At 65.1% G+C, this 26,414-nt stretch carries 29 protein-coding genes and 1 pseudogene; 19 read left to right on the top strand and 11 right to left on the bottom strand.

Annotated features, from left to right (window positions below; all coding sequences use genetic code 11):
• Positions 1–7: 7 nt before the first annotated feature.
• Positions 8–592: a dihydrofolate reductase family protein gene (locus ACPCXD_RS18090; RefSeq protein WP_423660610.1), complete on the bottom strand. Its 585-nt coding sequence runs from the start codon at positions 590–592 to the stop codon at positions 8–10.
• A gap of 95 nt (positions 593–687) precedes the next feature.
• Here ACPCXD_RS18090 and ACPCXD_RS18085 point away from each other — a divergent pair, with 95 nt between their 5' ends.
• Complete coding sequence (locus tag ACPCXD_RS18085; protein WP_423660608.1) at positions 688–1,389, top strand: TetR/AcrR family transcriptional regulator; 702 nt, start codon at positions 688–690, stop codon at positions 1,387–1,389.
• Between the two features lie 31 nt (positions 1,390–1,420).
• Here ACPCXD_RS18085 and ACPCXD_RS18080 read toward each other — a convergent pair whose 3' ends face one another.
• Positions 1,421–1,672, bottom strand: coding sequence for a DUF6480 family protein (locus ACPCXD_RS18080; protein WP_423660606.1), 252 nt, complete (start codon positions 1,670–1,672; stop codon positions 1,421–1,423).
• Between the two features lie 45 nt (positions 1,673–1,717).
• Positions 1,718–2,170 (bottom strand): hypothetical protein, encoded by a 453-nt coding sequence (locus ACPCXD_RS18075; protein ID WP_423660604.1) that lies wholly within the window; start codon positions 2,168–2,170, stop codon positions 1,718–1,720.
• A 46-nt stretch (positions 2,171–2,216) separates the two neighbouring features.
• Between ACPCXD_RS18075 and ACPCXD_RS18070 the strand changes: the two genes are divergently transcribed.
• Both ACPCXD_RS18070 and ACPCXD_RS18065 read left to right on the top strand, forming a co-directional pair.
• Entirely contained in the window at positions 2,217–3,353 is a 1,137-nt protein-coding gene (locus ACPCXD_RS18070; protein ID WP_226949834.1) for a cupin domain-containing protein, read from the top strand.
• 66 nt (positions 3,354–3,419) lie between these two features.
• Positions 3,420–4,259: a sucrase ferredoxin gene (locus ACPCXD_RS18065; protein ID WP_423660602.1), complete on the top strand. Its 840-nt coding sequence runs from the start codon at positions 3,420–3,422 to the stop codon at positions 4,257–4,259.
• Positions 4,260–4,289: 30 nt separating this feature from the next.
• Here the strand turns inward: ACPCXD_RS18065 and eat are convergent, their stop codons facing one another.
• Positions 4,290–5,744 carry an ethanolamine permease gene (gene eat / locus ACPCXD_RS18060; protein ID WP_423660600.1) on the bottom strand — a complete coding sequence of 485 codons (1,455 nt, stop codon included), beginning with the start codon at positions 5,742–5,744 and terminating at the stop codon, positions 4,290–4,292.
• 300 nt (positions 5,745–6,044) lie between these two features.
• Between eat and ACPCXD_RS18055 the strand changes: the two genes are divergently transcribed.
• Together ACPCXD_RS18055 and ACPCXD_RS18050 are read left to right on the top strand one after the other, a co-directional pair.
• The gene (locus ACPCXD_RS18055; RefSeq protein WP_106199647.1) at positions 6,045–6,356 is read left to right on the top strand and encodes a hypothetical protein; all 312 of its coding nucleotides are present in this window, start codon (positions 6,045–6,047) and stop codon (positions 6,354–6,356) included.
• A gap of 150 nt (positions 6,357–6,506) precedes the next feature.
• Positions 6,507–6,941: a VOC family protein gene (locus ACPCXD_RS18050; protein ID WP_106199649.1), complete on the top strand. Its 435-nt coding sequence runs from the start codon at positions 6,507–6,509 to the stop codon at positions 6,939–6,941.
• A 42-nt stretch (positions 6,942–6,983) separates the two neighbouring features.
• Here the strand turns inward: ACPCXD_RS18050 and ACPCXD_RS18045 are convergent, their stop codons facing one another.
• A complete protein-coding gene (locus ACPCXD_RS18045) occupies positions 6,984–8,474 on the bottom strand; it encodes an ATP-binding protein (RefSeq protein WP_423660599.1) in 1,491 nt (496 codons plus the stop codon).
• A 163-nt stretch (positions 8,475–8,637) separates the two neighbouring features.
• Here ACPCXD_RS18045 and ACPCXD_RS18040 point away from each other — a divergent pair, with 163 nt between their 5' ends.
• From ACPCXD_RS18040 to ACPCXD_RS18010, 7 genes are read left to right on the top strand one after another with little or no spacing between them, the layout of a single operon-like run.
• Positions 8,638–9,810, top strand: a complete 1,173-nt coding sequence (locus ACPCXD_RS18040) for an acyl-CoA dehydrogenase family protein (protein ID WP_423660597.1) — start codon at positions 8,638–8,640, stop codon at positions 9,808–9,810.
• Positions 9,811–9,866: 56 nt separating this feature from the next.
• Entirely contained in the window at positions 9,867–10,226 is a 360-nt protein-coding gene (locus ACPCXD_RS18035; protein WP_006552110.1) for a hypothetical protein, read from the top strand.
• Between the two features lie 2 nt (positions 10,227–10,228).
• Positions 10,229–10,726: a nuclear transport factor 2 family protein gene (locus tag ACPCXD_RS18030; RefSeq protein WP_033098188.1), complete on the top strand. Its 498-nt coding sequence runs from the start codon at positions 10,229–10,231 to the stop codon at positions 10,724–10,726.
• Between the two features lie 41 nt (positions 10,727–10,767).
• On the top strand, positions 10,768–12,048 hold the full coding sequence (locus ACPCXD_RS18025; protein WP_423660595.1) for an aromatic ring-hydroxylating oxygenase subunit alpha: 1,281 nt from the start codon (positions 10,768–10,770) through the stop codon (positions 12,046–12,048).
• Positions 12,041–12,535, top strand: coding sequence for an aromatic-ring-hydroxylating dioxygenase subunit beta (locus tag ACPCXD_RS18020; RefSeq protein ID WP_006552107.1), 495 nt, complete (start codon positions 12,041–12,043; stop codon positions 12,533–12,535). Before ACPCXD_RS18025 ends, ACPCXD_RS18020 begins: the two co-directional genes overlap by 8 nt.
• 9 nt (positions 12,536–12,544) lie before the next feature.
• Complete coding sequence (locus tag ACPCXD_RS18015) at positions 12,545–13,297, top strand: SDR family NAD(P)-dependent oxidoreductase (RefSeq protein ID WP_006552106.1); 753 nt, start codon at positions 12,545–12,547, stop codon at positions 13,295–13,297.
• 51 nt (positions 13,298–13,348) lie between these two features.
• On the top strand, positions 13,349–14,299 hold the full coding sequence (locus tag ACPCXD_RS18010; RefSeq protein ID WP_423660592.1) for a PDR/VanB family oxidoreductase: 951 nt from the start codon (positions 13,349–13,351) through the stop codon (positions 14,297–14,299).
• 10 nt (positions 14,300–14,309) lie between these two features.
• Here ACPCXD_RS18010 and ACPCXD_RS18005 read toward each other — a convergent pair whose 3' ends face one another.
• The 3 genes from ACPCXD_RS18005 to ACPCXD_RS17995 are packed head-to-tail and all read right to left on the bottom strand — an operon-like array spanning position 14,310 to position 16,585.
• A complete protein-coding gene (locus tag ACPCXD_RS18005) occupies positions 14,310–14,966 on the bottom strand; it encodes a response regulator transcription factor (protein ID WP_423660590.1) in 657 nt (218 codons plus the stop codon).
• 1 nt (position 14,967) lies between these two features.
• The gene (locus ACPCXD_RS18000) at positions 14,968–15,252 is read right to left on the bottom strand and encodes a hypothetical protein (protein ID WP_026060857.1); all 285 of its coding nucleotides are present in this window, start codon (positions 15,250–15,252) and stop codon (positions 14,968–14,970) included.
• Between the two features lie 40 nt (positions 15,253–15,292).
• Positions 15,293–16,585, bottom strand: coding sequence for an amidase (locus tag ACPCXD_RS17995; RefSeq protein ID WP_423660589.1), 1,293 nt, complete (start codon positions 16,583–16,585; stop codon positions 15,293–15,295).
• A gap of 190 nt (positions 16,586–16,775) precedes the next feature.
• Here ACPCXD_RS17995 and ACPCXD_RS17990 point away from each other — a divergent pair, with 190 nt between their 5' ends.
• A complete protein-coding gene (locus ACPCXD_RS17990) occupies positions 16,776–18,209 on the top strand; it encodes an MFS transporter (RefSeq protein WP_120282741.1) in 1,434 nt (477 codons plus the stop codon).
• A 40-nt stretch (positions 18,210–18,249) separates the two neighbouring features.
• Positions 18,250–19,440: a flavin reductase family protein gene (locus tag ACPCXD_RS17985; RefSeq protein WP_423660588.1), complete on the top strand. Its 1,191-nt coding sequence runs from the start codon at positions 18,250–18,252 to the stop codon at positions 19,438–19,440.
• Between the two features lie 91 nt (positions 19,441–19,531).
• Here ACPCXD_RS17985 and ACPCXD_RS17980 read toward each other — a convergent pair whose 3' ends face one another.
• The gene (locus ACPCXD_RS17980; RefSeq protein WP_326602914.1) at positions 19,532–19,711 is read right to left on the bottom strand and encodes an ANTAR domain-containing protein; all 180 of its coding nucleotides are present in this window, start codon (positions 19,709–19,711) and stop codon (positions 19,532–19,534) included.
• 1,021 nt (positions 19,712–20,732) lie between these two features.
• Between ACPCXD_RS17980 and ACPCXD_RS17975 the strand changes: the two genes are divergently transcribed.
• The 5 genes from ACPCXD_RS17975 to ACPCXD_RS17955 all read left to right on the top strand — a co-directional run bounded on the left by ACPCXD_RS17975 (position 20,733) and on the right by ACPCXD_RS17955 (position 25,071).
• Positions 20,733–20,987, top strand: a complete 255-nt coding sequence (locus tag ACPCXD_RS17975) for a hypothetical protein (protein WP_016690737.1) — start codon at positions 20,733–20,735, stop codon at positions 20,985–20,987.
• Positions 20,988–21,065: 78 nt separating this feature from the next.
• Entirely contained in the window at positions 21,066–21,866 is an 801-nt protein-coding gene (locus ACPCXD_RS17970; protein ID WP_016690736.1) for an HAD-IIA family hydrolase, read from the top strand.
• Between the two features lie 653 nt (positions 21,867–22,519).
• The gene (locus tag ACPCXD_RS17965; protein WP_026060854.1) at positions 22,520–23,050 is read left to right on the top strand and encodes a flavodoxin family protein; all 531 of its coding nucleotides are present in this window, start codon (positions 22,520–22,522) and stop codon (positions 23,048–23,050) included.
• A gap of 385 nt (positions 23,051–23,435) precedes the next feature.
• The gene (locus ACPCXD_RS17960; protein ID WP_423660585.1) at positions 23,436–23,927 is read left to right on the top strand and encodes a Rossmann-fold NAD(P)-binding domain-containing protein; all 492 of its coding nucleotides are present in this window, start codon (positions 23,436–23,438) and stop codon (positions 23,925–23,927) included.
• A 400-nt stretch (positions 23,928–24,327) separates the two neighbouring features.
• The gene (locus tag ACPCXD_RS17955; protein ID WP_145692128.1) at positions 24,328–25,071 is read left to right on the top strand and encodes a VIT1/CCC1 transporter family protein; all 744 of its coding nucleotides are present in this window, start codon (positions 24,328–24,330) and stop codon (positions 25,069–25,071) included.
• 39 nt (positions 25,072–25,110) lie between these two features.
• Here ACPCXD_RS17955 and ACPCXD_RS17950 read toward each other — a convergent pair.
• Positions 25,111–25,254 (bottom strand): annotated as a pseudogene (locus tag ACPCXD_RS17950) (ZIP family metal transporter); the annotation flags it as partial.
• Between the two features lie 544 nt (positions 25,255–25,798).
• Positions 25,799–26,182, bottom strand: a complete 384-nt coding sequence (locus ACPCXD_RS17945; RefSeq protein WP_423660583.1) for a hypothetical protein — start codon at positions 26,180–26,182, stop codon at positions 25,799–25,801.
• Positions 26,183–26,414 lie beyond the last annotated feature (232 nt).

Here is a 26,414-nt window from a genome sequence, read left to right as displayed (position 1 = left end):
ACACGCGCTACCGCCGGCGCACCGGATAGCGCAAGTGGAGAACCCTGTCGCCCTGGATCACCACATCGGGATCCTCCAGCAGATGCTGCGCGTGGACCGAACCGAAGTAGCGCTTCCCGGATCCGAACACAACGGGCACGACATCCATGCGCACCTCGTCGACCAGGCCGGCGGCGAGCACCTGTCCTCCGACCTCGCCGGCCGCGACCTCGACGGTGCGGTCACCCGCGAGTTCCTGCGCCGTGGTCACGGCCGCGTCGATGCCGTCGACGAAGTGGAACGGCGCCTCGGGGTGCCATCCATCGGGCCTCGGGCGGTGCGAAACGACGACCACGTGGTCGACCCCGGCCGGCGGTTCTCCGTCCCAGCCGTCGGTCATGTCGAAGACGTGCCGACCGGCGATCGTCACCCCGATCTCGTCCCAGTACGGCCGGATGTAGTCGTAGGAGGTCCGGGACACCTTCACGAAGCCGCTGTCGTCCAACGAAACGTCGCCGCTGGTCAACCAGTCGAACAACGGTCCGGGCTGATCGTTCTCGTCCGCGATGAAGCCGTCCACCGAAACCGAGGCGTACATGACCACTTTGCCCATGGAGCCCTCCTTGGCACGCGACGTGCCCGACGCTACCCCCGGCGCCGGTCCTGCCTGCCCCGATCCGACCACAACGCGACACTAGGATGCGAGCCATGGAGTCGACCAAGTCCCCGTCAGCGGTGAGCGGCGGGGATGCCGGAGCGCGGATACCCGACCAGGATGTCGGGCGACGGCGGCGGATTCCACGCGGCGAGGTCCAGCGGCAATCCATTCTCGACGCGTTCGAGCGGTGCCTGCGCGAGATGCCGGCCGTGGACATCTCGGTCAAGGACATCACCGAAGCTGCGGGAATCAAGCGCCCGAACTTCTACTTCTATTTCGAATCCAAGGACGAGGTTCTCGGCGAACTGGTCGGCAGAGCATGGGACGACTGGGCAGACAGCATCGGCGGCTATCACCGCCGCGCCGGTGAGTCCCACGCCGACTATTTCGACCGGCTCTTCGGCACGTCCTATCGCGCCTGGGTCGAGCGCGACCGCGTGATGGTCGCCGGCCTGCAGGCGGTCAACTACGACGACAAGCTCAGCGCTCGGTGGACGTCGCTGGTCACCGATCTCAACGGCCGACTCGCGGCGCAGATGAGCCGGGATGCCGACGCCGGGGAGATCACCCCGCTGTCGAACGACCACGAAGGCCTCGTCACGACACTGACCGACATGATCGTCATGGCCTTCTTCAAGGACCGATCGCTCAGGCCGTCCGAAGCCGAGTCGAGACGGATGCTGGCCAATGTGAAGACTATCTGGCTCGGAACGTGGGGCGCACCGAACCCGCCGTCGCATCGAATCGACTGATACGGCGGCGTGACGTCGTTCGGTCGACTGTTCAGAACAGCCCGATTGCTCGAATGATCAGACCACCGGCCACCATCAGGGCCACGATCACTGCGATCACGATAGCGATGAGGGCGCCGGCACTGCGGCGCTGTGGCGGTTCGTGCTGCGGACCGCCCACAGAGGTCTCGGCGGGCGGAGTATCTCCGGGCGCCACCCCGCCCCCGGGTTCGAGACCGGGAGTGTTCGCGGGATCGGGGTTCTGCGGGTCGAACTCGGACGCGTCGGGATTCTCGTCAGCCATACTCTCCTGTACCCGATAATCGGCGCGCAACGCCTCGACTTTCTTCTACGCGACGCCGAGCGCGTGAGTGCGCGGGTACAACGCCTGGGACAACGGTTCGATGATCCCGGAATCGACGTGGCCACCGATGCGCCCGGATAAGCTGACAACGGCCGAACGATACACCGCTGCAGGCTCCGGGAGCCGGTAACGCCGTTGTTCCCAAGCCTTTTGACCTCGGGAGGAATTATGACCGACCCACAGCAGGATCCGAACAAGGACGAAGGCCAGGAAGGCCCGGCAGACGGCGGCGCAGTCGGCGTCCCGGGCGTTCACGACGGTGGCGCCGACGGAGGAGCTGACGGGGGCGCCGACAGCGGTGGCGACGGCGGAGCTGACGGCGGTGCCGATGGTGGAGCCGACAGCGGTGGCGACGGCGGTGCCGATGGCGGGGCTGACGGAGGTGCCGATGGCGGAGCCGACGGAGGCAGCTAGGTATGAGGACTCCTCATATCGCATCCAGGACTCCGGCGTCGAAACGGACGCCGGAGTCCTGGAAACACGCTTGATCGACATCGGTCGGGAGAAGTTCGCGTCCGAAATCTGGGGACGTGCACCACTGCTGACGCGTCGCGCCGGCACATTCACCGACCTGTTCTCCGCCGAGGCGGTCGACGAACTCATCTCGCGCCGAGGACTCCGCACGCCCTTCCTTCGCGTCGCCAAGGACGGGACGACACTGCCGGACTCGTCGTTCACCTCCCCCGGCGGGGTCGGAGCGACCATCTCCGACCAACTCGACGACACGATGCTCTGGCGCAACCTCGCCGACGGCGCCACCCTCGTCCTGCAGGCACTGCACCGCACATGGGAACCGATCTCGCAGTTCGGCACCGCTCTGAGCGACGAACTCGGACATCCCGTCCAGGTCAACGCGTACATCACTCCACCTCGGAACCAGGGTTTCAGCCACCATTACGACGTCCACGATGTCTTCGTCGTGCAGATCGAGGGAACGAAGAGGTGGGTGATCCACGAGCCCGTCCACCCGGCGCCGCTACGCAATCAGCCCTGGACCGATCACCGCGCCGCTGTCGCCCGAGCCGCGACAGAGCCGGCGTGCATCGACACCGTGCTCGAACCCGGCGACTGTCTCTATCTGCCGCGCGGCTGGATCCATGCCGCGGAGGCCCGAGGGGAGATCTCCATCCACCTCACCGTCGGCATCCACACGTGGACGCGCCATGCACTCGCCGAGCATCTGACCCGGGCAGCACTCGCTGCGCTCGGCGACGATCCCGGGATGCGCGGCGCACTGCCCATGGGCATCGACGACCCGGATGACGAGATCGCCGCTGTCCGTGATCATCTCATCTCCGCGATTGCAAGAGCGGACGTCACCTCCATGTTCCATCGTGCCCGGCGGGAGCAGGCCCGTCCGGCACCGCTGGGGCCGCTCGCCCAATTCGCCGCCGTCCACGATCTCGGCCCCGACACCACGGTGAAACTCCGCAGCGCACTGTATGCGCGCCTGGAAGGTTCACACCTGGTCACGCGTGTCGGCCGTGTCTCTGTGGCGGACGAGGAACTGCCGTCTGTCACGCGCCTGCTCGACGGCGGATCCCACCCGGCGAAAACCCTCGGGACCGACCTGGTCGAACGGCTGTTGCGCGCAGGGATCCTCGTCCCCGCGGAACAGTGACGGTGCACTGTGGTCTCAGCCGAACGCTTCTTCTGCGCAGACAATGCCCGCCTGCGGGGTGATCCGATGGCCGGCACGGCCCCGCGCGGATTCGCCTGGGTCCTCGTCGAATACCGGGGCAGATGGCCGGTGAACGGGTTCGAGGGGCTCGAGCTCGACGCCGCGACCAAGACGGCCGTGTTCTCCGCCGCGCAGGCGGCCCGCGCACGCATACTGCTGGTCAAGCGCCCGGGCCGTCGCCGCCGCGGCGGACACGACCATTGGGCGGTGCTCCGCCGCGAGACCTCGGGCGCGGTGCGTCAGCAATGGGGAACGTGGGATCGCGAGGAGGATCTGACACAGATCGTCACCGCCCTCGAGACTCCCGGCGACCTCGGTGGCCACTCCGTCCTCCTGGTCTGCGCTCACGGTCACCACGACCCGTGCTGCGCCGTGCGTGGACGGCCGGTCGCGCGCGCCTTGGCCGAGCGCTGGCCCGACCAGGTCTGGGAATGCTCGCACGTAGGCGGAGACCGGTTCGCCGCCAATGTCGTCGTCGTACCCGACGGTGTCTACTACGGCGGTCTCGACGCCGAGTCGTCCGTCCTCACGATCGAAGAACACTTCTTCGACCGGATCCACCACCGTCATCTACGCGGCTACACCGATATGTCGCCGCCTCAGCAGGCCGCGCTCGCTGCCACGCTCCGACGCTTCGGTCCGGCCGGGCGCAGTGATTACACAGTCGCAGAGAGTGCCCGCGAGGGTGATCTCTGGCGGATCCGGCTCGCCGGTCGTGCACCGCACCCGGAGCGTGTCGACGTCGAACTGCGGGCCCATCGCACTCCCCCGTGCCGATTGACCTGCCGTGGAGCGCCGACGGCTTCGGTCATGGTCTACGAACCCACCTCGGTCCGCACGCTGTGAGCACACGGCCGCGCGGACGGCTTCAGGTCGTCACCCCAGCTCTTCCTCTGCCTTCGCGAGGGCCGCGAACTCCTCGTCCGGGGAGTTCGCGACGAGGTGGTGACGGCTGTAGAGACCGAAGTAGGCCATGAATGCCGCGAACGCGGCGAACGTCCACAGAGCCGCGACGGGATCGACGAGGAAGGTGGCCACCACAGCGGCCGCGGCGATCACCAGCGCGAACGAGATCGTAACGACACCACCGGGCGTGCGGTACGGACGCGGCATCCCGGGCTCGCGCACGCGCAGCACGATGTGGCTGACCATCATGAGCACGTAGCTCACGGCGGCACCGAAGACCGCCATGTTGAGGAGCATCGCGCCCTCACCGGTCAGCGACAGGACGAAGCCGATCACGCCGGGCACGATCAACGCGAGTATGGGGGCCTTGCGCGAATTCGTCACCGACAGGCTCGTCGGCAGGTAGCCGGCGCGGGACAACGCGAAGGTCTGCCGCGAGTACGCGTACATGATGGAGAAGAAGCTGGCGATCAGCCCGGCGAGCCCGATGTAGTTGACGACCTTCGCCGCTGTCCCGTCACCCAGCGCCTCGACGAGCGGGTTGCCCGAGGTCGACAACCCCTCGGCACCCAACGCACCGGTCGCGAGGAACAGCACCGTCGCTCCTGTCACCAGGAGCACCAGCATGCTGGAGATGATGCCGCGGGGCACGTTCTTCTCCGGCTCGCGCGCTTCCTCCGCAGCGAGAGGAACGCCCTCGATCGCCAGGAAGAACCAGATCGCGAACGGAACTGCGGCCCAGATACCGAAGTAGCCGAACGGCAGGAAGCCCGAGGCACCGACGGCATCGGTCGGCGTAATGTCCGTGAGATTGTCGGACTCGAACAGTCCCACCGCGGAGATCGCGAAGATCACGAGTCCGACGAGTGCGATGGCGGTGATGACGAACATCGCCTTGAGCGCTTCGCCCGCACCGGTGAGGTGGATGCCGATGAAAATGGCATAGACAGCGAGGTAGATCCACCATCCGTCGGTGATCCCGAAGATGTTCAACGATTCGACATAACTGCCGATGAACGTCGCGATGGCCGCAGGGGCGATCGCGTACTCGATGAGAATGGCCGTGCCGGTGGCGAATCCACCCCAGGGGCCGAGCGCGCGACGAGCGAAGGTGTATCCGCCCCCTGCGGCCGGAAGGGCCGACGACAATTCCGCCATCCCGAGCACCATCGCGAAATACATGCCCGCGATGACCACGCCGGCGATGAGCAGGCCGCCGAATCCACCTTCGGCGAGTCCGTTGTTCCATCCGGCGTAGTCACCGGAGATGACATAACTGACACCGAGTCCTGCAAGGAGCACCCACCCTGCGGTTCCTTTACGCAGTGAACGTTTTTCGAGGTATTCGCTCTTCTCGGCGTGGAAGTCGGCGCCGTCGTGGTGCTTACGGGTTCCCGAACTCTTCGATGGTTCTACGACTGACATTCCGTCTCCCTGAGGCGATCGGTTCGTACGGCGGCGTCACGCCGCCGAGGTGGTGGAACGTCGCGCGAGCAGCGGCCGGCGTTCATGGGCTACCCCCTGGTCGTGGAAGTCGCGCAACGAGATGGAGTGCAGCCGTGTAACTCGGATGATCCAGCATCCTCCCGGGCGAACAGGGTGTCTGTTCGTTTCTCGAGTATCGGAGAAGACTGTTGCAACTCTGTTGCGAGCCCGTAATGGAACGCGCGGTTATGTAGCCTGCGGGCGGTCTTCTACCAACCGACGACACATGGAGGATTCGAAGTGACTGCGCTGCTGTGGGCGGTAGCGATCGTGGCCGTGGCTGTGTTCGGATGGGGCACATCGGTGGTGTACCGGGCTCATCGAAGTGTCGTGCGCCGATCCGAGGGTCCGCTATCGGACGCGGGGCGTACCCGGGTGAAGAAAGGGCGAAATGTTGCGGTTGTCGGACTGGTCGTCGGAGCTCCGAGCCTGGCGATCGCGCTCCTACCGACAATGGACAAGGTGGTCGTGGTGATCGTCGTTGCGCTGCTGATACCTGGCTTGTTCCATCTGACTCGTGAGACCCTCGCCTACCCCGTGAACGAGCGCTGAGACTGCGGATACGACCGTCAGCTGTCGGTGTCCACGTCCGTGGTAGCGAGAATCGATGCCCACCACCGACATTCGGTTCGACGACCGAGTGCGATATCGCGTCCGAAAATGCGGTTGCTCGTTCCGGCACTGCTCCCTAGGGTGGCCCGCATGGCGTCGGTCAGGCAGGTACAGGTCACGTTCGATTCCACCGAACCCGAGCGACTCGCGCACTTCTGGTGCGCTGTTCTCGGCTACGAGGTGCCCACGCCGCCCGACGGGTTCGCGACACGGACCGACTACGACGCAGGCCTGCCCGCAGAGTCGCAAGGACGCGCGTTCGTGTGCGCCGACCCGACCGGTGCCGGGCCACGGCTGCACTTCCAGCGAGTACCCGAAGAAAAGGTAGTGAAGAACCGGGTGCATCTCGACGTCCGCGTCGGGACAGGCTTGGAGGGTGACGAACGCCTGTCTGCTCTGCAAGCCGAATCCGACCGGCTGGTCGCGCTCGGCGCTGCGCAGGTGAAGGTTCTGCATGCCGACGGCGTCGACGAGTCCTGCATCGTCATGCAGGACATCGAAGGCAACGAGTTCTGTCTGGACTGAAGGACGCGCGGCAACCGGTGGTGTCGCGATCGAGGAACGGCGCTACACACCTACCGATGGCGTGCCACCGGCGATCGGAAGCCGCAGACGAACCTCGGTTCCCCGCGGCTCGTTCGGAGAGAACTCGATGTCGCCGCCGTGACGCTCGACGATGTGCTCCGACACGATCAAGCCGAGCCCGGAGCCGTCCTGCTTCGCGGAGAACGCCCCTGAGACGAGTTGATTTCGCGGGGCTCGTTCCATGCCTCGGCCTTCGTCGGCCACCCGGATGCATACCCAGTCACCATCACGGCAGGTCGTGACCCTCAATTCCTTCGCCTCCGTTGTGGGCAGGACGATCTCGTCGATCGCGTTGAAGCACAGATTGATGATGACCTGACCGATCAACACGCTCTCCCCCTGCACAGGCAAGCTCTCGACGGTCCGATCGACCACCACCCGCACGCCCCGTTCAGCCGCGCGCAACCGAACGAAATACAGGCTCTCCTCCATCACGTCGTTGAGATCGATGGCCGACGACGTCGATTCGATGCGCCGCACATACCGTTTGACCGACGCCACGATCTCCGCAGCACGGCTCAACTGCTTCTCCGCCATGTCCAGACCGTAGGAGAGTTGATCGCGGTCGAGAGTGCCACCGGCAACGCGCGTTTGGAGACCACGCAGGTAGTTCGACGACGCCGCCAATGGTTGCCCGAGTTCATGGGCCAGGATCATCGCCATGTCACCCATCGCGTTGTAGCGGCTCAGATACTGCAGGTTCGCTACCTGGTATTCGTGGCGCTGCTCCAACTCGACGCGGTCGGTCACGTCCCGGATCACGAGCACCCGCGAGACCATGCCGTCGTGCACCACGTCCTCGAGCTCACCGGCGAGCCAGGTGACGCGGCCGTCCGGCCTCTCGATCTTCTGCCGGATCTTCACCGATCCGGTGCCCGACGCCAGCTTCGACACCACCTGCTCGGAATCCAGCGAGGGATCGCATCGCCCCAGGCCCTCGAGGTGGGCCCCCATCAACTGGTCGGTGGTCGAGCCGAACAACCGCGCCGCGAGTGGTGAGATGTCGTCGATGCAGTTGCCGTCGTCGAGCACCAGGATGCCGGCCGAGGTGTGCGTCATGATCCGCTGCAACGACTGCGACACCCAGCTGAGTTCCTGCTGGATCTCCACCTCCTCGGAAATGTTGCGGAACTCGACCATCACCACCGGACCGTCCTGGAACTGCACCAGGGACGCGTTGGCGTCGGTGAGGAAGTCCACCCCCTCCTTGGTTCGATATTTCCACTGCCGCCGACTCGATCCATGTACGACCGCGGACTGCAGCCACGCCACTCCCAGGGCCCGGCGATACTGACGTTCCTGACTGCTCATGTGGTGCGCTTTGAGCGGCCGCAACTCCTCGAGCGTGAAACCGAACATCCGGCACGCAGCGGGATTGGCCCACAGGATGTTCTTCGACGCAGCCTCGTGGATCAGGATGCCGGTCTGCGTTCGCTCCGCCATCGCCTGGAAGTCACGTCGGGTGGGGAACATCGATCAACACCTCCGGGAGCAGGACGGTCCATCGTCCGACGAGCGACGTCGTCACCGCCATTAGGAATTACTTTATGGCCTCGGGAGAAAGTCCCGATACCGCCGTAACCGGCTCGTCCATAGCGTGTTCATCAGCGCGAACACGTACCGAAACGGAGACGGCATGACCATCCCCAGCACGACCGAACGGATCGAGGCAGCGCCGGCGGGTCCGGCGCGGGATCGCGCGTTCGAGCACGCGCTCGAAGTGCTCCGCGACCGGCGCGACGAGTTCGACCAGCAACGCTTCGTACCCCCCGACTACATCGCATTGCTCAAACAGGCCGGACTGTACCGGGCATCCACGCCGGCACAGTTCGGTGGCGAACCGATGGCGCCGTCGTCCTTCATGCACCTCGTCGAACGGATCTCTGCGATCGATCCGGCCACGGGCTGGGTCGCCAGCTTCGGATCGTCGCTGGTGTACTTCTCCGCTCTCCCGGTCGCGACCCAGGCGAAGATTTACGCTGACGGCCCCGACATCGCCTACGCCGGCGGCTTGTTCCCCATGCAGGAAGCCGAGAAGGTCGACGGTGGTTATCTGTGCAGCGGGCTGTGGCAGTTCGCGAGCGGCTGCCGAGGCGCCGACATCCTCGGGATCGGTCTCGCCGGCGGCCCGGACACCAACGGCATGCCTCTCACCGCGCTGGTGTATCCAGCGGACGTCGAGATCGTCGAGAACTGGGACGTGGCGGGCATGGCAGCCACCGGCTCGCACTCGATACGCGCTGACCAACTCTTCGTGCCCGAGGAGATGACCTTCGTCCGCGGCGGCGCACCGAAAGTCGACGAACCGATCACCCGCTACCCGATGCTTCCCTACGCCGCGCAGGTGCTCGCGGTGGTCACGCTCGGAGCAGCGCGCGGTGCCCTCGACTACGTGCAGGAGGTCGGTGCAGCGCGCTCCAGCATCACCGGCGGTGCCGCCAAGGGCAACCGTCCCGCCTACAAGATCGGTCTGGCCAGGGCCGAGGCCGATCTGCGGTCGGCACGTGCATTCTTCTACGAGGTCACCGACGAAGTGTGGAGTCTTGCGCTTGCGGGAGATCCGATCTCCGACGAACACAGGGCGATGCTCCGCTTGGCAGCGACACATGCCGCGCATGTCGGTCGCACCGTGGTGCTGTCGGCCTTCGATCTCGCCGGCACCGGCGCGATCTACGACAGTCATCCTCTCCAGCGATATCTGCAGGATGCGCTCGTTCCTGCCCAGCACGCCATGTTGCAGACCAACACGTTCGAGGCCGCCGGTTCGATTCTGCTCGGTCTCGACGCCGATATCCCCAGCTTCCCCTGATCGCCTCTCCGACCGTGCGAGCCCGCAAGGCTCACCCGACCGAAAGGACACCTGTCGTGCCCGAACCATTGCGCACCTTGTTCTGCATCGGCAACAACCAGAACTTCTTCGATCTCCCCAAGGCGGAGATCGGCCCGGTCTGGGTCGGCATCTCCACTATGCTCTCCGATCTCAAGCGCATGGACGGCGTCGACATCATCGGCACCTTCGACGACGACGCCCACATGGTCGGACCGTCCGATGGGTGGCCGTGGACGTGCTACGTCCTCGCCGACGTCAAAGACCAGGAGACAGTGAAGAACGCGTGCAACCTGTTGCGCACCACCATGATCGGTGAGTTTGCATTGTGGAGGTATTTCAAGATCGAAGCTCGTATGGGTCGTGAGCTGACCATTCGGGACGACGTGGACGTGTAGACGTGACCGACATGTCGGACCGACTGTCCGCGCTCGAAGTCAAGGACGCTGCCCGGCTATGCCTGATGCGCTACATGGACCTGTGCGACGTCCCCGGTTCCCTGGAGCATCCCGAACAGATCGGCGCGCTGTTCACCGGCAATGCGACTTGGGAAGGCATCGGATCGGAGTACACAGACAAGTTCGGGATCGCTCACGGGCGCGAGGACATCGTCGCTCTGGTCTCTCGATATCTTCCACCAGCCGAACATTTCGTTCGCAACACGCATCTGCTCGGCAGCGAACGGATCCGGGTCGAGCGCGACAGTGCTCACGGTCGATGGATCATGCAACAACTGTCGCTGTACACGGACGGCACGGCCGAACTGCTGTGTGCCCGACTCGAGATCGATTTCGAGATCACCCGCTCGGCGGACATCACGGCCCGCATACACCGATTCCGCACCCAGCGCATGTTCGCGGCACCCCTGCCCATCGACGCGATGAGTCATCTGCACTGATGCGGACACCCGCACGTGACGAGTTCGAAGGAAGCAAACACATGACGACGATCGAACATTCGATCCAGAACAATTACGGGGATCTCGTCGGCACCGATCGGGTCGCCGGACGGCTCTACACGGACCCGGAGATCTTCCGTGTCGAGATGGAGAAGATCTTCTACCGCACGTGGGTGTGGGTCGCGCACGAGAGCGAGATCCCTGAGCCCGGTTCGTTCAAGACCACTCAGGTCGGGAATCAGCCGGTGATCGTCACTCGTGACCGCAAGGGAAACTTCAACACCCTCCTGAACCGCTGCCGGCACCGCGGCGCGACCGTCTGCGACCAGCGCAGCGGCAAGGCCAACGGCTTCACGTGCCCGTACCACAACTGGTCCTACGCTCTCGACGGTCGATTGCGCGGTATCCCCTATCCGGACGGCTACGAGGGAGTCATCGACAAGAAGGACTTCCCCCTCCAGACGCTGCGCACCGAGAGCTACCTGGGCATGATCTGGGCAACCTTCAAACAGGACGCCGAATCCCTCGAGGATTTCCTCGGTGACGCCAAGCTCTGGATGGAGCGCTTCTTCAAGCAGAGCAACGGACTGCCGACCAAGGTGCTCGGCGTCCACAAGTTCCGCTTCAAGGGCAACTGGAAGATCCAACTGGAGAACACCACGGACGGCTACCACTTCCCGATGGTGCACAAGTCATGGATGGCCTCCGTCGACGCGGAAACCGCCGACATGATGTCGTTCATGGACGATCCGGCCGCCGAGACACATTCGCTCGGCAACGGACACAGCGTCGCGATCATGGCCGCTGCCCACGTCGACCTCGATATTGACGACGGCACCGAGGAGATCCAGCCACGCTTCCAGCATCTCGTCGACGAACTCACCGAGGCCGGGGAGAGTCCGGAGCGGATCCGTCGCTACATGCGCTCGATGCACGGCTGCGGGTTCAACCTCAACACTTTTCCGAATGTGGCGATGTCCTCGTCGTTCTTCCGGGTCTTGATTCCCATCTCCGTCGACGAGACCGAGATCTGGCACATGGCCATCGGCATGGACGGCGGCCCTGAATCCGTCAACCGGGAGCGTCTGCGTATTCACGAGCACTTCCAGGGCCCGTTTGGCTTCGGCAGCCCCGACGATGCGGAGGGTTGGACCCGGGTTCAGATCGGTGCCGGCGGCAATCCCGACATGCCCATCCTCGTCAACCGCGGCGAGGGGCGCGAATACCTCACCGAAGAAGGTTGGCCCACTTCACATGTCACCGACGAGACAGGAATGCGCGAGGCCTACGCAATGTGGAAGAAGCTGATGAGCGATGACTGACCTGAGCCTGACCGATCCCCGCGTGTTGCGTGCCATAGAACTGGTGTGGAAGGAGGCCGAGGCCCTCGACGCGAAGGACTACAAGTCCTGGGAGCAGATGTACACCGATGATGGCATCTACGTGATCCCCATCGACCCGGACACGGATGACTTCGCGTCCTCGCTCAACATGGTCTACGACGATGCACGGATGCGCCGACTGCGCGTCCAACGCATGCTCCAGGGTTACTCGCCGTCCGCGGTCGCCGCAGCACGCACCGTCCGCGTGATCTCCCGCTTCACCGTGCAGGAGCGCACCGATACCTCGGTCACCCTCCGCTCGGCGCAGATCGTCAATGCCTTCAAACGCAACGAGTTCTTGACCCTCGGCGCGGATCTGACGCACACGATCGTGTTCGACGACGAGGGCGACGACAGGATCGCGCTCAAGGTGATCCGTCTGATCGACAGTGAGGACGCGGTCAGTGCGTCCGGCTATCTGCTCTGAGAGGCCGCCATGAATCCTCATGCCCCGGGTATCGCGGTCGTCACCGGAGCCGCCGGCGGAATGGGCACCGCCATCGCCCGTAAACTGCATACCGACGGCCGGCGGGTGCTCCTCGCCGACCTCGACACCGCCGCGGTCGACGCCCTCGCGGCGGAACTGTCCCCCGACGGGTCCACAGCCCGCGGCATCAAGTTGGACGTCGGCCGCAAGGCGGCCTTCGAGGAAGGCCTCGCAGTCTGTGAAGACCTGTGGGGCACGCCCACCATCGTCGTCAACAACGCCGCGGTCACCCGCGCGGCCGACCTGATGACACTCGGTGAAGACGAGTTCACGGACGTGCTCACCACGAACGTCAACAGCGTCTTCTTCGGCTGTCAGGTGTTCGGAGCGGCGATGGCCGACAAGGGATTCGGTCGCATCGTCAACATGGCTTCGCTCGCGGGCCAGAACGGCGGCACCGCCACCGGCGGGCACTACGCGGCGTCGAAGGGTGCGATCCTGACCGCCACCAAGATCTTCGCGCGGGAACTCGCCGCGCGAGGCGTGACGGTCAACGCGATCTCCCCGGGCCCACACGATTTGCCGGTCGTCCGCAAGACGGTTCCGGCCGACAAACTCGACGGCATCGTTGCCGGTATTCCGGTCGGGCGACTCGGCAGTGCATCGTTCGTCGCTGACACCGTCGCGCTGTTGATCTCCGACGACGCCTTCTTCGTCACCGGTGCCTGCTGGGACATCAACGGCGGCCTGTATCTGCGCTGAGCGTTCCATCCCTATCGGCCCGCACCCGTCGCTACACGAGGAGAACCTGACATGACACTCATCGACGTCATCGTCTCCGACATCACCCAGGAAACACCGACCGTCAAGTCGATCACGCTCGTGAAGGCGGACGGGTCACCGCTGGGTCCGTACCTGCCTGGCGCACACATCGACGTCGAGGGCCCGACAGCGATCACACGTCAGTACTCGCTGTGCAGCACCCCGGACGCACCGGACTCGTTCGTCTTCGCCGTCAAGAAGGAGGCGAACTCACGCGGTGGATCCGCTGCCCTGCACGAACTCTCTGTCGGCGACACCCTCCGCATCAGCACACCTCGGAACCTGATCGCCATCGCCGAAGAGGCACAGCACCACGTGCTCGTCGCCGCCGGCATCGGCATCACTCCGATGCTGAGTATGGCCCGCTACATGGACGTTCACGGCATCAGCTTCGAACTGCACTACTTCGCCCGCACCGAATCCGAAGCGGCATTCCTGCCGCTGCTGAACGACCGCTGCCCGGACAAGCTACATCAGCATCTCGGAGTGACGCGCGAGGCCCAGGAGCATGTCCTGAAGGACGAATTCGCCGAATTGCCTCCACACACTCACATCTATACGTGCGGACCGGCCGGGTTCATGGACAAGGTCTTTGCCGTCGCGCGTGAGCACGTCTCCCCCGACGCCATCCACCTCGAGAACTTCCACGCCTCGGAGCAACCCGACGCGTCGGCGAACGCCGCATTCGAAGTTGAGCTGGACGGAGAGACCTATCGGATTCCGGCCGATAAGAGCATCGTCGAGGTCCTCCAGGACAACGGTTGCGACGTCGACACCTCCTGCCAGGAAGGCATCTGCGGAACGTGCATCATGCAGGTCCTGGAGGGTTCGCCCGAACACCGCGACAACGTGCTCACCCGTGCCGAGAAGGAATCCGGGGAAGTCATGGCAGTGTGCGTGTCGCGCACGAGAGGGCAGCGACTCGTCCTCGACTACTACTGATCGACCGTGGTCAGGCTTCGTTCGGGACCTCTACGCCGTAGCGGAGGAGGTCCCGAACGAAGGTGCCGATGCTGTCGGAGTCGGTCTTGCTCTTGATCCGAGCCCGATGGACATCGACGGTCTTCACGCTCATCCCCAGCTTGCGGGCGATATTCTGGCTCGGCAGGCCTTCGACGACCAAGGCCAGGATCTGCCGCTCACGCGGCGTCAGCCCCTGGAGTTTCTCCCGCAGCGCTACGCGTGCAGCATGCTCCGCGAAACGCGTCCGAGCGCGCTCGACGCCGGACTGAACCGCGTCGAGCAGCCGTTGCGGATCGTACGGCTTCTCCAGGAAATCCATGGCGCCCTTCTGTAGCGTCGAGACGGACATCCTGATGTCGCCGTGCGCCGAGACGAAGATGATCACCAAATGCGGCGCGAACTCGTTGATCCGCTCCTGCAACCTCGTGCCGCTCATGCCCGGCATGCGCACATCGAGCACGATGCAAGCGGGATGCGTGCCGTCGTAGGCATCGAGGAAGACATCGGCACTGTGGCAGATGACCGGTCGGATGCCGATGCTCTCCAGAATCCAGTCGACGGAATCGCACAACGCTCGATCGTCGTCGACGACGTACACGGTGGCCTCGGACGCCGGCGCATCGTTGCCGGTCACATGCTCGGCCATGTCAGCTGTCCGCATCCCACGCTGCTTCGGCAGTCCAGTACGGAGCCCCGACTGCGCTTGTCTTCGGCTCCCAGTCGGTGGTGCGGCGGAGCAGGGGTTCTTCACGACGGATCGATACGTCGGCCGCTTCCGGTCCATCCGCCTCCACGGTCCAATGCACCCAGTTGACCTCGCGTCCGTACTCGTCGTGGACGAACAGGTCGACGTGATGCCATCCGTAGTTGAAGGTGTCCTCGTAGCAGGTGAGGAACATCCGATGGTGATTGACCGGGCGCGGTTTCAGCATCGAGAATTCTCCAGTCGTCATCAGGGGCATGGTCTTCGAATCACTCGTCCAGCGGGGGACTTTCGCGGAGAATTGCTTCGAGTCTCTCCCCGACCTCGAACAGGTCATCCTCCCTACCTGGCAGGCCGACGAGCTGTATTCCGAGCGGCAGTCCCGCAGTGGTGCGCGCTCCGGGCACAATCACCACGGGTAGGCCCAGCAACTGCCACGGGCGGCTGAGGATCGGCGAACCGGTCGCCGACAATCCCTTCGGTGCAGGTCCGGTCGCGGCAGGACCGACGATGAGGGATGATCCGTCGAGTATCTCGCCCAACAACTCCCGCGAGCGATCCCGTCGGATCAACGCAGCCGTGTGGTCGGAGACCGAGATTGTCTGTCCCTGCTGCAGCAGATCTCGGATCTGCGGGCTCAGATCGTCCCGCTGCCGTTCGAACTCACGAGCTCGGGTGCGTGCGGCCTCGAAGGCCATGATCGTCGCGTGGTCCTCGGCGAGAGTCTGCACGTGGTCGTCCCAGTCGAGCATTTCCGAATGCAGGCCCAGTCCGGCCAGAAGAGACGGAAGACGGCCCAGCAGAGCGATCATCGGAGGGTCGAGATATCCGAGATAGCTTCCGCCCCAGACGAACGCACATTCCGGAAGACCGGACTGAACAGCGGCGGCTGAGCCGAGGAACGCATCGTGGACGTAACGCAGATCGGCGACGGTGCGGGTGAGCAGCCCCAGGGAATCGAGGGAGTCGCTCAGGCCGACAATTCCTGCCATCTCGGTACTGCCGTGGGCGAGAACCAGTCCGGCCGTGCCGCAATAGGACGCCGGTCGGGTCAGGGAACCCGCGGTCTGGGTACCGAGCGCCAACGGCACGGTGCCAGCACCGACCGCGGCGGCGGACCCGCTCGACGATCCTCCGGGCGTGTGCTCGGGTGCATGAGGATTGCGTGTGGGACCCGGACGGAAGTAACCGAACTCGGTCGTGACGGTCTTACCTTGGACGACGGCGCCGAGCGAACGCAATCGTTCCACGCAGGGCGCGTCCGCGACAGCTGCCGCGGCGGATGTGACCGGCGATCCCGCACGGGTCGGCATGCCGGCGACGTCGATCAGGTCCTTCACACCGACGGAAATCCCTCGCAAAGGCAGGTCTCGGCGGTCGGCATCGATCGTCGCGACGTCCTCGGCAGTAGTGCTCGACATTTGCACCCACGCCTGCAGTACGGGTTCCTGAGCGTCGATTGCCGTTCTGGCTCGGGACACGAGTTCCGTCGCCGTCGTCGAACCGGTCCGGACCGACCTCACCTGATCTTCGATGGACACGTCAACCACGGGCGCGTTCACATCATCCTCCTGCAGTCGCTGACCTCCCCATTCTGCCCAGGAAAAGGACGTACCGACAGTAAAGGTTTCCCTCCTACCCGAGTGACGCAAGGCGACATAGGTTTTCCACACCGTTGGGCTTCCGATCACCAACGGAGCACTCGCCGCTCACTCCAGCCCCATTCCCAGCCCACAAGAAAGGCGGCCTCTCATGGCTTCGACCGTGGCGCCGGACAAGATCATCGATCCTTCCGATCCGAAGGCATCGAAGAAGATCGACTTCGGCAGAATGAACCGCAAGGCCTGGTTGATCACTGCACTCCTCGTTCTTTTTCAGATCGTCGCGTTCGCCGACAAGGCCGTACTCGGACTCGTTGCGTCAGAGGCGATCCCGGACCTGGGAATCTCGGCCGTCGAGTTCGGTTTCATCGGCAGTGCGTTCTTCTTCCTCTACGCCGTGGTCTCGGTCGTTACCGGATTTCTCGCAGCGCGGTTCTCGGTGCGGTGGATCATCCTGACGATGGGCGTCGTGTGGGCCGTGATGCAGTTCCCCATGCTGCTCGGTGGCGGCGCCGCGATTCTTCTGGTCACCCGCATCGTTCTCGGCGGCGCCGAGGGCCCGGCCACCGCGATGTCACTGACCTCCGCCCACTCCTGGTTCGAACCCCGACGTCGCGCGCTTCCCTCCAATCTTGTCGCTGCGGGCTCGACCCTCGGTCCGGTCCTCGCCGCACCTGCCCTGGCCTGGGTCATCGGTGCTTGGGGATGGCGCTGGGCGTTCGGTGTCCTCGGTATCGTCGGTCTGGTCTGGGTGATCGCCTGGTTGATCCTGGCCGGCGACGGACCCTACGCGGGCCACGGGAAGAAGGATTCCGCCGGCAAGGATGCCCCCGAGGCGGATGCCGAGTCCGCTCACGAAATCGCCACGGATGATGTCGACAAACAACCGGCCGTCTCGCTCTGGCGGGCATTCGCGAGCTTGACTTTCCTCGCGGCGGTCATCGGCGGAGGTTCGAACTTCTGGGTGCAGGGGTTCGTGACCACCTGGCTACCCCAGTACCTGGGGACCGTGGTCGGACTTTCGTTGTCCCAGGTCGGGACGGTCACCACGATTCCCTGGATCCTGGGAGCGCTCGTGCTTCTCTTCCTCGGATTCCTCGGTCACCGACTGATGCAGCGGGGATACAACGCGCATCGGTCCATCGCGATCCCCTTCGGTATCGCAGCACTCGTTGCCGGTGTGTGCTTCATCCTGGTCCAGGCGGCCTCCGGTGTCGCCGCCGTCGCGTTGCTCTGCATCGCCGCAGGTTGCAGCCTCGCCTACCCGATGACCGCCTCAGCGCTGGCATTCGCGGTTGGCGCACGGCAGCGTCCGATCATGATGGCCACGCTGGGCGGTGTCGCGTCGATCGGCGCAATCATCTCCCCCACCCTCGTCGGATGGCTGATGACGCGCGCGGGGTACGTCTCGCCGCCCTCGGGCACGCCCCTCACCCCCGAGATGGCGAACAACATGGCCGTAGGCGTACATCAAGCCTTCACGATCACCGGTGTCGTCCTGCTCGTCGGCGGCGTGCTGTGCATCCTCTTCCTCCGCCCCGAAGCCCTCGGACGCACCCTCCAGGCGCGTCACCGCAAAGGCTGAACCGAGCCGGATCGATCGTCGTTCCGACCAAGGAGTGCTTATGTCCCTCGACACCGCCAGTATCAACAAGGGCCTGTTCCGCGAGGTGATGGGCCACTATCCCACGGGCGTTGCAGTGATCACCGGACGCGCGGCCGACGGCGAACTGCTCGCCCTCGTCGTCGGGACCTTCAGTTCGGTGTCCCTCGATCCTCCCCTGGTCTCGTTCATGCCGATGAAGACGTCCCAGACCTTCGACAAACTCCGGCGGTGCGAGTCGATATGCATCAATGTCATCGGGGGCGAGCAGGAGGATCTTGTCGCCACGATCGCCCGGCGCTGGGAGAACAAGCTCGACGGCATCGAATGGTCCACCTCTCCGTCCGGCAACCCGGTTCTCGAACAATCGGTCGCCTGGATCGACGCACGCGTGACGAACACGGTCGATGCCGGCGACCATTGGATCGTCCTCTGCGCCGTGAGCGATCTGGCGGTCACCAACCCCGTGGCGCCTCTGATCTACTTCCAGGGCGGTTACGGCAGCTTCGTGAGTACGTCGCTGATCGCTCGGCTGCAGCACGAGATCACCGATTCGATCAGCGCGGCGGAGGCCCTCCGCCCGGAGGTGGAAGCGCTCGCCCACTCGATCGGTTGCGAGATCGCGCTGTATACGACGATCGGCCGGGACGAGATGGTCCGAGTGCTGTCGGCCTTCGGTCCCGGCGTGGAACAGACGAACGGACTCGCACGACGTATCCCGATCGTGCCTCCGATCGGCGACAGTATCGTCTTCGACCTGTCCGAGGACGAACAGGAACGCTGGCTGTCCAGGGCCATCGGAATCGACGAGGACACGAAGGGGGTCTACCGCCAGCGACTCGGTTTCGTACGCGCCCACGGATACGCGCTCTCGCTTCTTCCTCGAGAAGGCCGCACCGCCTACGAGACGATGTGCGAAGCGACGCGACGCTACGAATCAGGTCTGCTCACACCCATGGAGGAACGTGACATCCGGACCGTGATCCCTGGGTCGGACGTCGACTATCGCGTTCAGGAGCTCGATTCTGACGGTCGCTACGATGTCGGGTCCCTCGTCTTCCCTGTACGCGATCCGGAAGGCCGCTGCACCTCGACTTTGCGTCTGGCTCAACTCCCGCTTCGGAGCACCGGCGCGACGGTCGCTGCATGGGTTTCGCATGCCAGAAGCGTCGTCGCAGCACTCGAGGGCGATAGACACCCCCACGGTTCGTAGGCAGTCGAATGCACCTCTTGTGCCTACATCGATCTCGAGGGAACCGCTGTGGACCGCCCGACGGACGGACTGTGCGTGATCGGACAAACGATCACAGAGAAGCGGTGTGGTCCTCCACGATTCGCTCGGCAATTCGAGCGACGGTGACGTTGAGATCCTGCGACAGCGTCCGCAGCATCACGAAGGCGCGGGCGGCATCGACACCGCAGCGCTGCATCAGAAGACCTTTGGCCTGGCCGATGGTGTCTCGGGTGCCCAACGCCGAGCGCAGATGCAGCTCCGCGCGTGCAGCCGTGCGCTCGGCGGCCGCCTGCGCCGCCAGTGCGATGCCCAGCGCTACCGCGGCACCGTCGAAGGCCTGCGGTTTCGATGCGAACAGGTTCAGCGAACCGGCAATGTCGGTGCGGGTGTGGAGTTGGAAGGACAACACGCTGCCGACCCCGACCATCAGGGCTTCTTCCGTGAACTGCGGCCCGCGCATCTCGGATCGGAGGTCGCTGCTGTAGACCACGCTCGTAACTCCGGCCGCATCGATACAGGGGCCACCGGCGTCGCGTTGGATCCGACCGAGTTCCCGGGACAACGACGAGGTCGCTCCGTGGGATTCGAATGTGTCCTTGCCGATGAGGACGATGTCGGCGCACTCGACCCCCGCGATCGTGGCAGCCGCAGCCGCGGTTACTGCGCGCAACGCTTCGCCGAAATCGTGCCGTCCTCTCGGCGGTCTACGGCAGACACCTCAGGAATCGGGTGGCCGACGGTGGGTCGGAGGTCAGAGGGTATGGCCGAGGATGTGGGTAAGGGCGATGAGAGCGGCGAACCAGATGAGAGTTCCGCCGAGTGTGGCGAAGTCTGTGTACATGAGTGGTCTCGATCGTATGCCGGTTGAAGCATCAACGAAGATGTCCGCGGTCACAGTCCGTCACGCACGCGTTCGGCTTCCGCACGCTTGTCCCCACCGGGAATAGATAACCATCGGGTCGCGTTGTGCTGGGCGGATCGGGTGCGTATTCGTGTCCCCCGGGCTCAACCCATTGCCTTCACGGAAGTTCCGTTCGGCTGGAGCCGTGTTGCGCCTTTCGCCGAGAGGCGACCGAACGCACCCGGTCCCTTGACATTTCGAAATTAGATGCGGCACATACCGCAACACGGAATATTCGCTGCCGATGTCCTCCCCGAGGAGATTGCCGGCCCGTCACGTCGCCCGACAAACACCAGGTTCAGCTGGCACTCGACCGGGTACCTCCGAGAGGACACAACGGTTCGAGAGACGAGCAAGCGCAGGAGGACATGTGCCCACCAAGTTGACCGCCACCGACCTTCGAGAACTCCTCGATTCGACGCTCGACGACCCCGCACTCGTTCTGGAGGAGGGACGGTTCCGCGTTGTCGGAGGTCAGGAGCTGACCGATCAGAACCGACCGTTTCTCGTGGTCACGAGGGAAGACCTCCGGAAGCAACTGCCGCAGGATCGCGACTTCGACGAGAGCGACCTCGAACTGCAGGCGGGCGTGCTCGACTCGACCGTCGCAAACCTCGGCGGGTGAGTACGGAGCCGACACCGGCCGCCGGGTGATCACCTTGTATCGGCCACCGACTGGAACAGTCGGTGACACACTCGAAGAATGAGCGAAGAACCCACATCCGCGCCGGTCTGGAATTACCTGATGGACATGGATGGTGTTCTCGTGCACGAGGATCACCTGATTCCCGGCGCCGACGCGTTTCTGACCGAACTCCGCGATACCGGTACGCCGTTCATGGTGCTCACCAACAATTCCATCCGCACACCCCGAGACCTACGGGCTCGCCTGCTGCTCTCCGGCCTCGACGTTCCCGAGAAGGCGATCTGGACCTCGGCGTTGGCGACGGCGACATTCCTCGCGAATCAACGTCCCGGCGGCAGCGCCTACGTGGTGGGCGAATCCGGATTGACCACCGCGCTGCACGACATCGGTTACGTCCTCACCGACAGCGACCCGGACTACGTCGTCCTCGGAGAGACACGCACCTACTCCTTCGAGGCGATCACCACCGCGATCCGACTGGTCGAACGCGGCGCCCGGTTCATTGCGACCAATCCGGATCCTACCGGCCCGTCACGGGAGGGTTCGCTTCCCGCAACCGGCGCCGTTGCGGCGCTGATCACCCGCGCGACCGGCCGCGAGCCCTACTTCGTGGGGAAGCCGAACGCCTTGATGATGCGCTCGGCCCTGCGCGCGATCGGTGCGCACTCCGCACACACGCTGATGATCGGCGACCGCATGGACACCGACATCGTCTGCGGCCTCGAAGCCGGCCTGCAGACGCTGCTGGTCCTGACGGGTATTTCCACCCGTGAATCAGTCGAACGATTCCCCTACCGTCCGACCCGCGTCATCAATTCGGTGGCGGATCTCGTTGGCTCCACAGCTGATCCGTTCTGATTGCGAGATTGTCGGATAGGTCCTGTCGACCCGGTCCGGCAAGGACGCCGGTGACGAGTAGCTGCACCAGACGATCGGCATCGTTGACTGGTCCGCCGCCGCGCCGTGCACCAGACCTGCTCCGCACGCCTGCGGTCGGAACGGTGGTCGCGAACCAGGCAGCTTCGACGGCGAACCCTTCGTCGATGGGCTCGGTGCGCCGTTATGGCTGCGTCCGATCCGGATGGCCCCGCATTGGGTGGCCGACGATCACTCACCGACACCCGATGACACACCATTCGACCACAGCGCGGCCGCACTCGGCAGGGGTACGAGCGCGGCCGCCGCCTATAGGTACTCACGTTTCTGCCAGCCCCACCATCATCGTCAAGATGGCTGGTCCCGCTGCCGCCCTGCGTGCCGAAGTGCCCGCTGCAAGCCCTGCCCGCCGGCATTCGGAACCACCAGTGTCACCACTGGTAAATGACCTGTCTTCGGAAAATGCGGCTCCGTTGCCCCAACCTTCACTCCTACAACATCTGGGATTGGCATCCGCATCCCGAGGCTCGATGTGCCCCGCAGGAGGTGAAAGACTGAACGAGAACCGGACGCGGGTGCTTGAACCTCACCCTTACGGTTCGGTGTCACCGATACTCGGGTCAGGAGGAAGCGGCATGCGCACACTGATCGTCTACGAATCGATGTACGGCAATACCCACACTGTGGCAGAAGCAATTGCACGAGGAATAGCACCGACGGGTACTGTCGCCACGATCCCTGTGTCCCAGGCATCCCAGGAGGACGTACAGGCATACGATCTGCTGATCGTCGGTGGTCCCACGCACGTGCACGGAATGAGCCGTGACTCGACCCGGCGCGGCGCCGTCGAGGCCGCCGAGAAACCGGAGAGCAACTTGACGCTCGAACCCGACGCGGCCAGTGCGGGAATTCGTGAATGGCTCGACGGGCTTCCCCGAAGCAAGGGAAACGCCGCCGCGTTCGACACCCGAATCGACAAGCCCGCCCTTCTCACCGGGCGCGCGTCGAAAGGAATCTCGAAAAAACTACGTCACCTGGGCTTCACGATCGTCGCCGACCCAGAGAGCTTTCTGGTCGATACGCACACCCAACTCGTCGAGGACGAGGAAGCACGCGCGGAACAATGGGGCGAGAGGCTGGCGAGGCAGACTTCAGCACACACCTGACGCATACGACTCTTACCAGCCTGCGGCGCGTGCATCCATTCTCCCGGTCCCGACAGGTACGGTGCCATAGGCCGAACGTGAAGACGTGAATCTGTCATGTCTCCCGATGCTGAGCGCATCCACCACTTGTTCGTACCCCACCGCACCATCACTGGGCACGGGAGGCACGATCCACACCGATCATCTCGAGCCACGCCTCGGCGCGACGGCTGTCCGAGCCCCGGAATCCCACATAGCCGTCGGGCCGGACGATCACGACGCCCGTGCCCGGCCAACTGAGTATTCGGTGGACCCTGAGCACTTCGTTGTCGCCGGGCGGTGTCGTCGCCCGCGCCCCCTCTTTTTGCGGCGCTTCTGGTGGCACGACAGTGTCGAGACCACCGAGGTGGACGTCACGGACGGGAACACGCTTCCCGCCGCGCTCGACGATGTGGACGTCGTGGTCCATCTCGTGCACGGGATGCGTTCGGCGGATTTCCGGGAGGTCGATCTCGCGGCCGCTCACGAGGTGCGGCACGCGGTCGATGCGTCCTCGGCGACCTGCATCGTCTACGTGTCCGGTTTCGTCCCCGACTGCGATCCGGACGAGTTGTCCGAACATCTGCTCTCCTGGTGGGAGGTCGAGCAGGAACTGTCCTGGTCGAATCGACCGGTGATCACCCTGCGGGCCGGAATGGTGCTCGGATCCGGGTCGACGAGCTTCGAGGTGCTGGGCCAGCTCGCGGGGCGGCTGCCGGTGACGGTGGTGCCCGACTGGATGAACTCGAAGGTCGAACCGGTCGCGATCGTCGATCTGACCGCAGCGGTGGCCGGTGTGTCCGGATCACGGGGATGCCGCGCGCACAGGTCACCCTCTCCCGGCTGCTGGAATCGGTGATCGGTCGGATCGGGTCGTGGCTGACGGAGGTGCCCTCCGGAACCGTTGCGGCTCTGATGGAGAGTCTGCGTCACGACATGACCGCCCGGGACTTCCGGGTGGATCGGTGGCCTGGTCGCGTCGGACCACCGGCCCTTGGGTATCGAGCGGGCGCTGCAGCGCGCGGTGCTTCCCGCCGACACGAGCGTCCCGTACAGGAATCGGGATCCGATGGACCCACTGCCCGGCGATCCGGACTGGGCGGTCGCGCCACCACGGAGGCCCGCCGGTATTCGGCGCAGGGTATCCCTTTGCGGCACCGAGCGCGGATACGCCGGCGCGACGACCGAGACCTCGGGGCCGGGTCAGGTAAGGATGTCCGTCCTGTCGCGTCTCGGGGGTTCGGTGCTAGCTTCTCGACATGTCGCTACCGAACCCACCGTCGGCGAAGGATTCCGGCGGGCAGCACGAGCGCGTCGAACCGCACACCGGCGGGTTGGCGAGCAAGCTCAACTGGCTGCGGGCGGGCGTGCTCGGCGCGAACGACGGCATCGTCTCGACCGCGGGGTTGGTCGTCGGTGTCGCTGCCGCCACGACGGACGAGTCGACGATCCTCACCGCCGGGGTTGCCGGGCTTGCCGCGGGCGCGGTGTCGATGGCGCTGGGCGAGTACGTGTCGGTGAGCACGCAACGCGACACGGAGCGTGCGGCGCTGCACACCGAACGGCGCGAGCTCGCCGTGATGCCGGAGGCCGAACTCGACGAACTCGCGGGGTTGCTCGAGCGCAAGGGCTTGTCGGCGGTCACGGCGCGTGCCGCCGCCGAGGAGTTGACCGCCCGGGATCCGCTCGCGGCCCACGCCGAGGTGGAATTGGGGATCGATCCGACCGAACTGGCGAATCCGTGGGTGGCGGCGCTGTCGTCCGCGGTGTCGTTCACCCTCGGGGCGTTGGTGCCGCTGTTGATGATCGTGTCGGTGCCGGAAGCGGTGCGGATCCCGGTGACCTTCGTGGCGGTGCTGTGTGCGCTGGCCGCGACCGGATCGATCAGTGCGTGGCTCGGTCGGGCGCGGCGGGGCCGGGCGGTGCTGCGGGTGGTGCTCGGCGGTGCGCTGGCGATGGCCGTGACCTATGCAGTGGGTCAGTTGTTCGACGTGGCCCTGTAGCGCGGGTCGTCGCGTCGTGATCGTGTGCGGCAGGCCGGTTCATGCGCCGAGCGCGAAGGCGATCAGGAATCCCGCCGCGGTACAGATACCGACCCACCAGCCACCTTCCCGATAGGCCTCGGGCATCAGCGAGTCGGCCATGACGGCGATGGTGGCGCCGCCGGCGAAGGCCTGGATCAGGCCCGCCGCGGACTGCGCTGTTGCTGCGGCACCCGCAGCACACCGACCAACGCGAAGTCGGGGCGCTCGGTGAGCAGATCGGACCATCGGCCCATCCGCCGACTACCGGCCACAGAAGACGTCCCTCCCGGTCGAGGGCGGAGTGAGCGCCGCGGTCCGCGTCACCGCACGGCCGGTGAGGATCCGATCGGTCAAGGCAACTCCCAGGGGTCGGACAGCACGAACACCATCGCCGACCAGACTTCCCGGCACTCCGCCGCTCACCGTACCGCGCCGATCCACGGACGGCGAGGGCGTAACGCGCCGGGCTCTCGACGCACCCGGGCGTTGCACCCCGGGCGCCCGTCAAGGGTGCGTCAAGGCGGCGCGGACCTCGGTGGCGTGGCGCTCGAGAGTCCGCCGGGTCACAGCGTCATGGTCGCGAAGGTGCTCGCACACCGGCGCGAGTTGCTCGATCGGCGTAGGACAACGCCCGAAGGTCGGCATCGATGACGTGGATCCTCAGCGTGCTCGGCGCGGCACTCATCGCGATGGCGTTACGGGATCTCTATGCGACTTTGTAGCATCCGCACGGGTTGGGCACGCTCAGCCGAGGTGTGTTCCGGGGTGCCTGGTGGGTCGCCGGCAAGATCCGCCGCCACGGCCGGGCGCTCGGCTCGACCGGACCGCTGGGCATGATCGCCACGGTGTTGTGGGCGGCGCTGATCGTCGGCGGGTGGTCGTCGACGGCATCGACTCCCGCCTCGAGATGGCCCGCCCCCAGAACGCCGACCCCATCGACTTCGGCACCGAAGATCCGGTGCAGACCGTGCTGGAGTCGAACGGTGGTATCGGCGTCGACCGGATCATCGATGCTGTGGGTGTCGACGCGTATCGCCACAAAGCCGGTCCGGACGGTGACACGTGGGTACCTGGCGCTGCGGTGGGCCACCCCCGTGCGCCGCGAAGGTCGGCAGCACAGGCATCATCGGCGTGTACCCCGCCGATCTTCGATCGGTTCCCGCTCGGAGGGACTCCTGCCCGCTAAGCGGGCTACCCTTTCGCGCCCGCAACGGTGGCCGAACAAACGCGCCCTGGTGACAGGCAACGGTTCGGCGCAACGACCGGTTGAGACGTGACTATGAGGATTACTGCGTAATCGGCCGGGCGGCCGCGTCCCGGTC

This window comes from Rhodococcus sp. AB351 (assembly GCF_049538275.1).
GTDB lineage: Bacteria > Actinomycetota > Actinomycetes > Mycobacteriales > Mycobacteriaceae > Rhodococcus.
This window is presented reverse-complemented; position numbering and strand designations above follow the sequence as displayed.